11 protein-coding genes are annotated in these 12,249 nt (G+C 45.5%); 3 read left to right on the forward strand and 8 right to left on the reverse strand.

The window, feature by feature from the left end:
• Positions 1-51: 51 nt before the first annotated feature.
• The 3 genes from AC0L6N_RS06065 to AC0L6N_RS06075 form a co-directional block, all read right to left on the reverse strand.
• Positions 52-1,395, reverse strand: a complete 1,344-nt coding sequence (locus AC0L6N_RS06065) for a DEAD/DEAH box helicase (protein WP_473479851.1) — start codon at positions 1,393-1,395, stop codon at positions 52-54.
• 93 nt (positions 1,396-1,488) lie between these two features.
• Complete coding sequence (locus AC0L6N_RS06070) at positions 1,489-2,145, reverse strand: 3-oxoacid CoA-transferase subunit B (protein WP_011574450.1); 657 nt, start codon at positions 2,143-2,145, stop codon at positions 1,489-1,491.
• A gap of 9 nt (positions 2,146-2,154) precedes the next feature.
• Positions 2,155-2,874 (reverse strand): CoA transferase subunit A, encoded by a 720-nt coding sequence (locus AC0L6N_RS06075; RefSeq protein WP_473479854.1) that lies wholly within the window; start codon positions 2,872-2,874, stop codon positions 2,155-2,157.
• A gap of 119 nt (positions 2,875-2,993) precedes the next feature.
• Here AC0L6N_RS06075 and AC0L6N_RS06080 point away from each other — a divergent pair, with 119 nt between their 5' ends.
• Positions 2,994-3,887 carry a LysR substrate-binding domain-containing protein gene (locus tag AC0L6N_RS06080; protein WP_473479857.1) on the forward strand — a complete coding sequence of 298 codons (894 nt, stop codon included), beginning with the start codon at positions 2,994-2,996 and terminating at the stop codon, positions 3,885-3,887.
• Positions 3,888-3,933: 46 nt separating this feature from the next.
• Here the strand turns inward: AC0L6N_RS06080 and AC0L6N_RS06085 are convergent, their stop codons facing one another.
• Positions 3,934-4,656, reverse strand: a complete 723-nt coding sequence (locus AC0L6N_RS06085) for a hypothetical protein (RefSeq protein WP_473481266.1) — start codon at positions 4,654-4,656, stop codon at positions 3,934-3,936.
• Positions 4,657-4,751: 95 nt separating this feature from the next.
• Entirely contained in the window at positions 4,752-5,447 is a 696-nt protein-coding gene (locus AC0L6N_RS06090; protein WP_473479860.1) for a sensor histidine kinase, read from the reverse strand.
• Positions 5,448-5,643: 196 nt separating this feature from the next.
• On the opposite strand from AC0L6N_RS06090, the gene cysB reads away from it, so the two are divergent.
• A complete protein-coding gene (gene cysB, locus AC0L6N_RS06095; protein ID WP_006994097.1) occupies positions 5,644-6,618 on the forward strand; it encodes an HTH-type transcriptional regulator CysB in 975 nt (324 codons plus the stop codon).
• Positions 6,619-6,775: 157 nt separating this feature from the next.
• Here cysB and AC0L6N_RS06100 read toward each other — a convergent pair whose 3' ends face one another.
• The 3 genes from AC0L6N_RS06100 to pabB all read right to left on the reverse strand — a co-directional run bounded on the left by AC0L6N_RS06100 (position 6,776) and on the right by pabB (position 10,361).
• Positions 6,776-8,149 carry an L-serine ammonia-lyase gene (locus AC0L6N_RS06100; RefSeq protein WP_473479862.1) on the reverse strand — a complete coding sequence of 458 codons (1,374 nt, stop codon included), beginning with the start codon at positions 8,147-8,149 and terminating at the stop codon, positions 6,776-6,778.
• A 237-nt stretch (positions 8,150-8,386) separates the two neighbouring features.
• The gene (locus AC0L6N_RS06105; RefSeq protein WP_011574456.1) at positions 8,387-8,980 is read right to left on the reverse strand and encodes a CoA pyrophosphatase; all 594 of its coding nucleotides are present in this window, start codon (positions 8,978-8,980) and stop codon (positions 8,387-8,389) included.
• Between the two features lie 4 nt (positions 8,981-8,984).
• The gene (pabB, locus tag AC0L6N_RS06110) at positions 8,985-10,361 is read right to left on the reverse strand and encodes an aminodeoxychorismate synthase component I (RefSeq protein ID WP_473481268.1); all 1,377 of its coding nucleotides are present in this window, start codon (positions 10,359-10,361) and stop codon (positions 8,985-8,987) included.
• 246 nt (positions 10,362-10,607) lie between these two features.
• Here pabB and AC0L6N_RS06115 point away from each other — a divergent pair, with 246 nt between their 5' ends.
• Positions 10,608-12,137, forward strand: a complete 1,530-nt coding sequence (locus AC0L6N_RS06115; protein WP_006994101.1) for a fumarate hydratase — start codon at positions 10,608-10,610, stop codon at positions 12,135-12,137.
• Positions 12,138-12,249 lie beyond the last annotated feature (112 nt).

Raw genomic sequence — 12,249 nt, forward strand, 5'->3', positions numbered from 1 at the left:
AAATGCGGTTCTGGACGGTGAGCTATCGACCAGAGCCGCGTTATCACGGCTTTATTCTTCGTTATCGTCGTCTTGAATAACTTGCCGCGGTTTACGCTTCATTGGACGGTCGCCAACTTCCGTGCCTTGCATGGGTTTAACCCGGTCAGGCCCTTGATTATTCGCCCCAGAGCCCGCTTTACTATTATGCGCAGCCTTACCTGACGCTTTTTTAACAGGCGTTTTGGCTTTCTTAGGCGGGCGTAATCCTTTGAATTTCGCCTCTAGCCCTTCAATTTCACTAAAGCTGACCTCTTGTTGTAAGAAGCTTTTGATAGAAAGATAACTCGCCCAATCTTTTGGCCCAACAAATGATACCGCTTCACCTTTGTTACCAGCGCGTCCAGTACGGCCTACTCGATGCACATATTCATCTGCGAGTTTGGGTAAATCGAAGTTCACAACTAAAGAAACATTAAGTAAATCTAACCCACGAGAGGCAATGTCTGTGGTCACCAATACGTGTTGTTGGCCGCGACCAAATTCACTCATGATGTTATTGCGCTGGCCTTGGCTTAAATCCCCACTCAAGGCGATGCTATACAAACCTTGTTCTTTTAATAGACTCGACAAGCGTTCGGTGTCGGCGCGGGTTGCAGTAAATACAATCACTTGACGATGATCTTTTTCGTTGATCATATGCGCCAGTAAGCGTTCTTTATGGATCACATTGTCGGCTAGGAAAAAGCGTTGTTGTATATCTTTATGCTCAGCGCTAGAAATACCAATGCTAATACGGTGGGGCGCTTTGAGCATCGATTGCGTGAGATAATGTAGTGCAGCGTTGTCTAATGTGGCAGAGAACATCATTGACTGACGTTTACGGTGATCCGCAGCCGCATTGATTTGTTTTAATTGCTCAGAAAAGCCTAAATCAAGCATACGATCGGCTTCATCCATTATGAGCATTTCAAGCCCATTCAGATACAGAGACTTACCCGCTAAGTGATCGGCAATACGGCCGGCAGTACCCACTACAAATTGCGGGTAATGGCGTAGGGCTTTCACCTGATCGTTAAAGTTCTCACCGCCAAGAATGAGCGCCGCTTTTAACTGATGCTTAGCAATCAACCATTTAAGCTGAAAAAAGACCTGTTTCGCTAGTTCCCGCGTCGGTGCAAGAATAAGTACACGAGGATCTTTACGGCTAAGAGGTTGTTTGGTCAACACTCTTTGCACAGCCGGTAACAGGAAAGCCAAGGTCTTACCTGAGCCTGTTTTTGACGAAGCAATCAAATCTTTACCCATAAGGGCATAAGGAATGGCTTGCGCTTGAATTTCAGTTGCTTCGGTAAAGCCTTTTATTTCTAAGGCCTTACTTAAGCGGTGGTCTAATGGTAGATCGCTAAATTGCAAAAAATAAATACTCTAAAAAGGGATTGGGCGCATTATACAATTGCCGCACATTTTATGGAGCTTTATTTTCTATTTTACGCACTTTACGCGTTATTACACGCGCATTTCCGGCACGTTATCACCGGCAATCAACTGACCAGCGGTTTTACTTTTAATTTCTTCAACGCTAACGCCCGGTGCGCGCTCTAGTAAATGAAATGCACCGTCTTTCACTTCAATCACCGCTAAATCGGTGATGATACGGTTTATGCAGTTCACGCCAGTTAAGGGCAAGGTGCATGCTTCAAGGAGTTTCGAATTACCATGTTTATCTGCATGGGTCATGGTCACAATAATATTCTTTGCACCGGCCACTAAGTCCATAGCACCGCCCATGCCCTTAATCAGTTTACCTGGGATCATCCATGAGGCAATGCTACCGCTTACGTCAACTTCAAATGCGCCCAATACGGTGACATCAACGTGGCCGCCGCGGATCATAGCAAAGCTTTCAGCTGAACTAAAAATCGATGCGCCTACGCCAGCGGTAACCGTTTCTTTACCTGCATTGATCATGTCCGCATCAACGTCTTCTTCTGTGGGGTAAGGCCCCATGCCAAGCAAGCCGTTTTCTGATTGCAACATAACTTGCATACCATCTGGTACGAAGTTAGCGGCAAGGGTAGGAATACCGATCCCTAAATTAATGTAATCACCGTCGTGAAATTCTTGTGCCACACGCATGGCGATTTGGTCTCTTGATAGTGCCATGATGCTCTCCTATTGCCCTAGTTCGTTATTGGTTTTTGCTAAAACTTTGCGCTCAATGCGTTTCGCAAATTTCCCGACGATAACGCGATCAATATATATGCCTGGAGTTTGAATTTGGCTAGGCTCAAGTTCGCCAGGCTCAACTAATTCTTCCACTTCTAATACGGTAATTTTGCCCGCGGTGGCTGCCATAGGGTTGAAATTTTGTGCGGTGTGGCGATAAATGCAGTTGCCATAACGATCTGCTTTCCAGGCTTTAACAATGGCGAAGTCACCGACGATAGACTCTTCCATGATGTAAGGACGGCCGTTGAATTCTTTGACTTCTTTACCTTCACCTACAGGCGTACCGTATCCGGTTGCCGTATAAAAAGCAGGAATGCCGGCACCGCCAGCGCGCATTTTCTCTGCCAGCGTGCCTTGGGGAGTGAGCTCGACTTCAAGCTCGCCGTCTAGCAACTGGCGTTCAAATAAGGCGTTTTCTCCCACGTAAGACGAAATCATCTTTTTGACTTGTTTGTCTTCTAACAAAAGGCCTAGGCCAAAGCCATCAACGCCACAGTTATTCGACACTATGGTAAGACCTTTGGTACCCATTTTTTTCATTTGACCAATTAGGCCTTCAGGGATCCCGCATAAGCCAAACCCGCCAGCAATGACGGTCATATTGTCCTCTAAACCTGCCATCGCTTCTGCGTAGCTGGCTACAACTTTATCAAAACCTGCCATGTTAATTCCTTGTTTACGTTTATTTAACATCAATATAAAGACTATCTTTTGATAGTAAAGTTGAATTAATATGCTTATTAATAAATAAAATTTATTAATAAGCTTCGAGTAACTCCCTCATGAATGTTTCGTATCGCCAACTACAAGCGTTTATACAAGTGGCGCAATCGGCAACGTTTGCTGAAGCTGCGCAAAAGATGTTTCTTTCGCAGCCTGCGCTGTCCAGTGCCATCAAAAAAATGGAAGAGCAAGTGGGTGGGGTGCTGTTTTCACGCACCACACGTAAGGTGCAACTCAGTCCTGAAGGCCAAGACTTCTTACCTGTAGCAATACGCTTGATGAATGACTGGCAAGATGCATTTGGCGACTTGCAGCAAGTGTTTTCAATGGGAAGAGGAAAGTTGTCTATCGCCGCGATGCCCTCGTTTGCTGTAAGGCATTTACCGGCGATTTTAGGAGCGTTTCAATCTCAGTTTCCTAACGTCAAGGTCGCCGTGGCGGATATTGTAATGGAGCAAGTCATCAATGCCGTTTCTGAGGAACGAGTGGCGCTGGGTTTTACCTTTGAAACCGAACAATTAGACGGCCTACTGTTTCATCCCATGTTCACCGACGAGTTTATTGCCGTGCTGCCAAAGTTACACCCGTTGAGTCAGCAAAGCAGCGTCACGTGGAATGCGTTAGCGCAGTCTCCCTTTATTGCCATGAATAGAGGGTCGGCCATTCGCAGATGGGTCGACAACCACTACGAAGCGCTAGAGCTCAAGGTAAATATGGTGGCTGAGGCATCGCAATTAGCGACACTGGGGCAATTTGTAGAGCATGGTTTGGGGGTGTCTATTGTGCCGGGGCTATGCCAGCAGCAAATGCAGCGACTTGGATTGAGGTGCTTACCGATCGAAGGAGACAGATTGAGTAAGCGAGTGGGCATGGTTAAAAAGGTGCAGGGCAATATGTCCGTTTCGGCGCAAGCCTTGTGGGACTGGGTGATAAAGCAACCATTAGCAGAGTGAACGTCGCTTAGGTATCAATAGGGTTAGCGGGACAATATAAAAACGATTACCACTTTTTCTTTTCGGAAAATAGCTCGTCAAGCTCGTTGCGTTCAGACTCTTTTCGTTTACGCACATCTTCAGTGTTTGCACTGCGTAAACTGTCTTGAATCTGCTTAAGTTGTCGTTCGAGCTCTTGCTTACGCTGAATAATGTAATCGTCTGGCTGAGATTGGCTGTCTAACGCCGTAATCGCCTTCTCAATACACTGACGAGCAGAGCCGAGTTGCTGGGCTTGCATAGATGATTCGCCGCGGCGCATCAGCGTTTCTACGTTCGCTCTTAGCTGTAAGCGTTCCAAATATTTGTCTTCTACCATAAAGGCACTGCTGTCTACGCGGCCTTTGGTGTACTCAGAGCGCAGCAACCCGCGCATTTTTTTAACGCATTTGATGTAAACGACCACTTGTTTATCGCTATTGGGCAGGTTGAAGCTATCCGTCGAAACAGGCTCTTGATTTGCTGACAGCTCTTTAAGCTTATTACTGGCATTTTCAATACGACTGCTGATGTCCATTACGCCAGGGTTTACTTGAGCGATAATTTTAAGGGCATTGACGATACGTTGCTGAAAAATAAACTTCAGTTGCTGACTAACGGTGATGTGCTCAGTGGCGAGTAAAATCTCTTCTGTTTCATCAATGACATTTTTTTGTTTTGCTACCTCTACGCGTTTCTCAGCCTCCACTTTGTTTCGGTGCTGCTGCACGGCATTGACAATAATCGCCATGACAATGAGAGATACGATGAGAACAATTATTATAGGGAAAATCATTTATTACTCTATTTTTCGCCACTAACCTGGTTATGCATACAACAATTATGCTAAACGGGAATTTTTAAGGTAAATACGCTACCGCCCAATTTGCCGCCATTGGCGAGCGAAATTGAGCCGCTACAGTCTTGCGCTTTATGCGCCTCTGCAATTAATCTAGCAAAAAATAAGCCAAGCCCTGTGCGGCCTTGGCTTATGTCATAATTTTGCATGGTCACTGTGTTGGCTTCTAACATGCTTTGAGGGTAACCTGGGCCGTCGTCCTGTACTTCAAATATAAGGTGGTTATCGTCGCTGAACACTTTGAGCAATATATGCTGGTTACTGTAACGCATAGAATTGATCAGCATGTCATTGAGCAACAAGCAAATTAAATCAGCGTCGAAGTATCCCACTAAGTCGGGCTCTTGCTCAACGTTTAGGTTGATTTTTTTGTGATTTATATAACTTTCATTAGTAGCAAGGATTTCATCGACAACATCTTCAACGTAGTGCTCGTCAATATTCAGCGGCATATTATCCATGCCTGCTCGGTATAACGATAATAATTGCACTAACCCAGTATTTAAACGAGAAGCTTCGTAATGGGCAGAAGCAAAGTGCTCACCAACCTCATTATCTTGGCCTTTAAGTGTCAGCCCAAGGTTTTCAATGGATTGGATCAGCAAAGACAAAGAATTTTTCATGTCGTGCACCGCTGAGGCCAATACTGTGGCAAAATCAATTTGTCCGTTGTCGTTGTTCATACTTCACCGTGAGCTGATAAATGACTAGAATACACTAGCATAAAAATAGAGTATCCTTTAATTTACAATGCGTTAGTGACAGGCCTTAAGCAAAAAAATTTTCATTTTTGTTAAAATCTTATGGAATTAATGGCCCGCTAGGTATATAAGAAATTAATATATATAGAACTCTGAATATAACTATCAAGGCATTGCCATGAAACTACAACAGCTTCGTTACATCGTTGAGGTGCTCAACAATAATTTAAATGTGTCGGCAACGGCCGAAAGCTTGTATACCTCTCAACCGGGGATCAGCAAGCAAGTACGTATGTTAGAGGACGAGCTAGGGGTGCAAATTTTTGGCCGTAGCGGAAAGCATTTAACCCATGTAACTGATGCCGGCCAAGACGTAATTAACATTTCACGAGAAATATTGGCCAAAGTTGAAAGTATCAAAGCGGTTTCCAGAGAGCACACTTTACCAGATCAAGGTAAGCTGAATATTGCGACCACGCATACACAAGCACGCTACGCTTTGCCTGATGTTATTAAAGGGTTTATGAACAAATACCCTCGGGTATCGCTACATATGCACCAGGGAACGCCTTCGCAAATCAGTGATTTGGCCGCAAAAGGTGAAGCCGATTTTGCCATTGCGACCGAAGCTTTGCACTTGTACAACGATTTGGTGATGCTGCCTTGTTACCACTGGAACCGCAGCATCATAGTGAATCGCGACCATCCGCTGGCACAAACTACCTCTATTACTATTGAAGACATTGCTCAATATTCATTGGTGACCTACGTATTTGGCTTCACGGGTCGTTCAGAGTTAGATCAAGCCTTCAGTCGCGCAGGACTAGAGCCGAAAATCGTATTTACAGCAACCGATGCTGATGTCATTAAAACGTATGTGCGCTTAGGTGTCGGCATTGGTGTTATTGCTTCAATGGCGGTGGATGAAAAGCTGGACAGCGATTTGGTAAAAATAGATGCCAGCCATCTGTTTGAATACAGCACGACAAAAATTGGATTCCGTAAAGGATCGTTTTTACGCAGTTACATGTATGACTTCATTGAGCGTTTTGCACCGCATTTAACTAAAAGTGTGGTTGAAAAAGCCATGATGCAAAAAAATAACGATGAAGTGGAACGCATGTTTAAAGGCTTAACCTTACCCGTTAAGTAAAGGTGCAGTTCGTTAAGTAAATGTGTAGTACTGCGCGAATGAGGTATGAACAGGGTCTTGTTCACCTCAAAACGAAAAAAAGAGGCAATGTATTGCCTCTTTTTTGTGTCTGTAGCCAGGCTTCGCCTAGCAAAATACCTTAATACTCAATAGCGTATCAACATTCGATGATGTTAACGGCTAACCCGCCCCGGGCGGTTTCCTTATACTTTGATTTCATGTCATTACCCGTGTCCCACATGGTTTTAATGACTTTGTCGAGGGAGACTTTATGCTGGCCGCTACCACGCAGAGCAAGGCGTGATGCATTAATCGCTTTTATCGCACCCATCGCATTACGCTCTATACAAGGAACTTGCACTAAGCCACCTACAGGGTCACAAGTTAAGCCAAGATTATGTTCCATGCCTATTTCTGCTGCGTTTTCGACCGCATCCACTGAGCCACCGATAATTTCAGTTAATGCCCCTGCAGCCATTGAGCAAGCAACGCCAACTTCGCCTTGGCAGCCCACTTCAGCCCCAGAGATTGAGGCATTTTTCTTATATAAAATGCCGATAGCAGCAGCGGTGAGTAAATAACGACTCACAATATCTTCATCTACTGGGCGTACGAATTTATCAAAATAACACAGTACCGCAGGCAAAATACCGGCTGCGCCGTTAGTAGGGGCGGTCACTACGCGCCCGCCAGCGGCATTTTCTTCATTGACCGCCAAAGCAAACAAATTCACCCAATCCATAGCGACCATGGGGTCGGCGTTTTTTTCACTTTGTAGGCGGCGATGTAGCCCTGGAGCTCTGCGGGTCACTTTTAATCCGCCGGGTAAAATGCCTTCGGTTTTAATACCGGTTTGAATACATGCGTGCATAACCTGCCATATGTGCCAAAGCTTGGCAGTAATATCGCTTTTGGGCTGAAATACTTGCTCGTTTCGGTACATTAACGAGCTAATAGAAAAACCGTTTTCCTTACACAAGCGCACTAACTCTTCTGCGCTAGAAAAAGCAAAAGGGACGGGTTTTTCTACCAACGTGAGGGCGGCGGTTTTTTGCGCTAAAAAGTCCTCGGCACGAATAATAAAACCGCCACCGATGGAATAATAAGATTGCGATGAAATGATTTCGCCTTTATGTAAGGCGTGAATGGTCATGCCATTGGCGTGATGGGGGAGTGTTTTACGTCGATGGAAGACGATGGCGTCTTTGGCAGCAAAGCTCACTGGATGTAATTGATCCAGCGTTAACCTTCTGCTTTTTTCAACTTCCGCTAGCATCTCATCAACAGCGGTAGCATCGATGGTTTCAGGTGCGTGGCCCAACAAGCCTAAGATCACTGCTTTACCCGTACCATGTCCTTTGCCCGTTTGTCCTAAGCTGCCGAATAGCTCAGCGCGCACTTCGTCCGTTTTATCAAACAAGTTTTGTGTTTTTAATTGCTGGCTAAACTCTTTTGCCGCTCGCATGGGTCCCACAGTGTGAGAGCTAGATGGGCCGATACCAACACTGAACATATCAAAAACACTGATCATAAAAACGCAAAACCTATTGAATTATAAAGACACTAATTGTGCAGGTTTGTGTGGGCATGAACAACTCAGCCTAGGGATATATTGCCTTTGGGCAATGTAAAGATATTGTTGCGACCTGTGAATAGTTGCGACCCGTGAATAGTTGCGAACGTGCATATGAAGTAGACCTATTGCTGCTCTTTTGTTGCAGCACTTCTATTAATTCAGCTTTATTGATCCACTTATATTACTTGAAGCTTACTGCTCGACTGAAAAGTCTTGGGCTACATGGTTTGATAACACACGAACGAACGCGGCGGTTGCTCCCCATATGACTTGTTCGTGCCATTTTATAAAATAAATGGGATGCTGGGCGGCGTTTTTACGCTTCACCCAATGGATAAAGTGATTATTTTTGTCAAGTAAGAACGACAGGGGGACTTCAAACACTGATTCCACTTCGTTGGTATCCAGTGTCATTTCTAATGGCATGCGCACAAAACCCACATAAGGGATGACTTCATAGCGGCTCACGGTACGATAACGCGGCAGGCTGCCCACCACTTCTATACATTGCGGGTGAATACCGATTTCTTCATGGGTCTCTCTTAAAGCCGTACTTAAAAGGTTGTTGTCACTTGGTTCTTGCTTGCCGCCGGGGAAGCTTACTTGACCAGCGTGGTGCTTTAAGTGCCTAGAGCGTAATGTGAACAACATGCTAAGTTGGCCCTGTCTTTCAAGCATGGGCATTAACACTGCGGCAGGCTTACCGGCAGTAAGCAATGGATAGTCCAATTCAGGGTGGATAGTACGGGCATGATGAAAACGAGAGAGAAATTCATTTTTATTCATGTGCTTAGGCGTTCCCTTGCAATAATACGGGCAGTATTTTACACACTTTGTCTAAACTTTCTTGATATTCGTCTAGTGCGGTAGAATCTAGCACAATTCCGCCGCCTGCCCAGCAGTAAATATGTGAATTTTCGAGCAATATTGTACGAATGCATATGCTGGTGTCCATATCCCCATCAATACCTAGGTATCCAATGCTGCCACAATAAATATTACGTCTTTGGGGCTCTAACTCTTCAATGATTTCCATGGCGCGAATTTTAGGTGCTCCAGTGATAGAGCCACCGGGAAACGCGCCACGTAATAAAGACAGGGCGGTCTGTTGATCAGCGAGTTGACCAGTCACCGTGCTGACTAAATGATGCACTGCAGCAAAGCTCTCTATTTCAAATAGCGCAGGCACGTCCACTGAGTGCGGTTGGCAAGACTTGCTTAAGTCATTGCGCAGTAAATCCACAATCATTAAGTTCTCTGCTCGGTCTTTACTTGAACCTCGAAGCGCCTGAATATTTTGCTCATCTATCGCTTGATCCGGCGAGCGTGGCCGAGTGCCTTTAATGGGTTTCGTTTGCACTTTGCCATGGTTGTCGACCGACAAAAAACGTTCAGGGGAAATACTAATGATCACTGCGTTAGGAATACGAATAAAGGCTGAAAACGGCGCTTTGTTGGCGTCCCGTAGTCGCAAATACGCCTGATACTCGTCACCTGAATAGGGGGCGTCAAATCGTTGAGCAAGGTTAACTTGATAACAATCGCCACTTCTTAGGTAAGCGTTAACCTGCGCGATTTTATGCACGTACTGACTTTTGTTCATATTGGACTGCCATTGTCCACTTAAGATGAATTTCTGAGTATCATCAGTGGGGCATGCTGCGTCAACATGGTTCAACAGAGCATTTATATGCGCTGCATCAGGCGCTTTGTCATTGTGGTTAGTGGGAAAGTGGCACAGGTAAAATTGCTCAGTCTGGTTGTCTTTAACAACCGCCCAGTGATAAATCCCTACTGCCATATCAGGGGCAGAATATGGATTTTCTGCCTGTTGGGGTAAGTCTTCGAATCGTCGTCCCAAATCATAACCAAAGTAGCCCATTGCGCCGGCTTTAAAAGGCAGTGCAGAGGTGCTGAGTGGAGCCGACTCCGTGCCCAAGCACTCTTCGAGCACAGCTTGCACTAACATCATGGGGTCTTCTTGACTGACACGATTGTTCTGGGGCGCGCCCGTGAAGCAAATGTGTGTGCTTTCACCGTTGGTGACGAGCGTGGCGAGTGGGTTTGCAACCATAACATCATACCGACCATCAATGTGGGCACTGTCGGCAGAGTCTAACAATATAGCCCATTCTTGGTCTGCGAAGTGCTGGAATAAACGGCTCATACTGTGATTTTTAGGTGCGTTTAATTCAGTGATGTTCAGGGTTGGCAAAGCTGGATTTCCATCTAGTCGAGCGTATTAAGTGTGATGATATTGGCCAAAAACAGTCATTGCGAGTTCTATAAGGCGATTTATCATGGAGCAATCTATCATCACAGGTTATCATATGCGCGACCTACGAACGACAATTGTCGAGCTCTTTGACATGACTTTGTCGAAACTTTGTGACACATCAAACAAGAGGCAACTATGGCTGTTATCCGTCAACAGGACTTTATCGATAGCATTGAAGATTCTTTGCAGTTTATTTCCTATTATCATCCGTTAGATTATATCAAGGCCGTTGAAAAAGCCTACAACAAGGAAGAAAGTCAGGCCGCAAAAGACGCTATGGCACAAATACTGATCAATTCACGTATGTCAGCCGAAGGTAAGCGTCCGTTATGTCAAGATACGGGCATAGTGACCTGTTTCGTTAAAATAGGTATGGGTGTGCAGTGGGATAAAACTGACCTGACGGTGCAGCAAATGGTTGATGAGGGAACGCGTCGCGCTTATAACAATAAAGAAAATCCGTTGCGTGCTTCTATTGTTTCAGATCCAGCGGGTGCGCGTAAAAATACCAAAGACAATACGCCAGCGGTTGTGCATATCGATACCGTACCAGGCGAAGGTATTGAAGTGATGATCGCGGCCAAAGGTGGCGGTTCAGAAAATAAATCTAAAATGGTGATGTTAAACCCCAATGACAGCATTGCAGATTGGGTGGTGAAAACCTTACCGACTATGGGGGCAGGGTGGTGTCCACCGGGCATGCTGGGTATAGGCATAGGTGGTACCGCTGAAAAATCAGCCGTTCTTGCCAAAGAAAGCTTGATGGATCCGGTTGATATCCAGGAGCTAATGGACAGAGGCGCACAAACGACCGAAGAAAAATTGCGTCTTGAAATCTTCAAAAAAGTGAATGATTTAGGGATAGGTGCACAAGGTTTGGGCGGTTTAACCACCGTGGTTGATATTAAAATCAAATCATTGCCAACCCATGCCGCTTCATTGCCAGTGACGATGATCCCTAACTGTGCAGCAACCCGCCATGCGCATTTCCATCTTGATGGTACTGGTGCAGCAGAATTTACACCGCCTGATTTAAACGATTGGCCTGAAGTGACGTGGGAAGTGAGTAAAGACACCCGCCGCGTTAATTTAGATGACGTCAAAAAAGAAGATATTCAAGAATGGAAAGTAGGCGAAACGGTATTGCTTTCTGGCAAGATGTTAACCGGACGCGATGCCGCTCACAAACGTATTCAAACCATGCTCGATAATGGAGAAGGCTTGCCAGATGGTGTGGATTTGACCGACCGCTTCATTTATTACGTGGGCCCAGTTGATGCGGTAGGTGACGAAGTTGTGGGACCTGCAGGCCCAACAACGGCTACCCGTATGGACAAATTCACTGATTTGATGCTTGAACAAACTGGCCTTATTGGCATGATTGGTAAAGCCGAACGTGGCCCAGCTACGGTTAGCAGTATTGCCAAGCACAAAGCGGTCTATTTGATGGCCGTGGGCGGTGCCGCTTACTTGGTGTCTAAAGCGATTAAGAAGTCACGTGTGGTGGCATTCGAGGATTTAGGGATGGAAGCCATCTATGAATTCGAAGTGAAAGACATGCCGGTTACTGTTGCAGTAGACAGCACGGGGGCCAATGCCCATGAAACTGGACCTGCCATTTGGAAGGTGAAGATTCAAGAAGCAAACGCCAAAGCTGAAGCTTGATTTAGCATGCTGATTTAGAATAGGCGCCGGGTTAATGGCGCCTTTTTTGTGCTACACCTTCCGACATCAAACTTCGATATTTCTATATCACGGTACTTTTATCAAGGTACAC

The sequence above is a fragment of the Paraglaciecola sp. G1-13 genome, assembly GCF_055809255.1.

Excerpts from the sequence above, each read along its gene's own strand:
- AC0L6N_RS06075 (WP_473479854.1), bottom strand. The coding sequence starts at position 2,874 with ATGGCAGGTTTTGATAAAGTTGTAGCCAGCTACGCAGAAGCGATGGCA.
- AC0L6N_RS06090 (WP_473479860.1), bottom strand. The coding sequence starts at position 5,447 with ATGAACAACGACAACGGACAAATTGATTTTGCCACAGTATTGGCCTCA.
- AC0L6N_RS06105 (WP_011574456.1), bottom strand. The coding sequence starts at position 8,980 with ATGAATAAAAATGAATTTCTCTCTCGTTTTCATCATGCCCGTACTATC.
- AC0L6N_RS06080 (WP_473479857.1), top strand. The coding sequence starts at position 2,994 with ATGAATGTTTCGTATCGCCAACTACAAGCGTTTATACAAGTGGCGCAA.
- pabB (WP_473481268.1), bottom strand. The coding sequence starts at position 10,361 with ATGAGCCGTTTATTCCAGCACTTCGCAGACCAAGAATGGGCTATATTG.
- cysB (WP_006994097.1), top strand. The coding sequence starts at position 5,644 with ATGAAACTACAACAGCTTCGTTACATCGTTGAGGTGCTCAACAATAAT.
- AC0L6N_RS06070 (WP_011574450.1), bottom strand. The coding sequence starts at position 2,145 with ATGGCACTATCAAGAGACCAAATCGCCATGCGTGTGGCACAAGAATTT.
- AC0L6N_RS06115 (WP_006994101.1), top strand. The coding sequence starts at position 10,608 with ATGGCTGTTATCCGTCAACAGGACTTTATCGATAGCATTGAAGATTCT.
- AC0L6N_RS06085 (WP_473481266.1), bottom strand. The coding sequence starts at position 4,656 with ATGGCGATTATTGTCAATGCCGTGCAGCAGCACCGAAACAAAGTGGAG.
- AC0L6N_RS06100 (WP_473479862.1), bottom strand. The coding sequence starts at position 8,149 with ATGATCAGTGTTTTTGATATGTTCAGTGTTGGTATCGGCCCATCTAGC.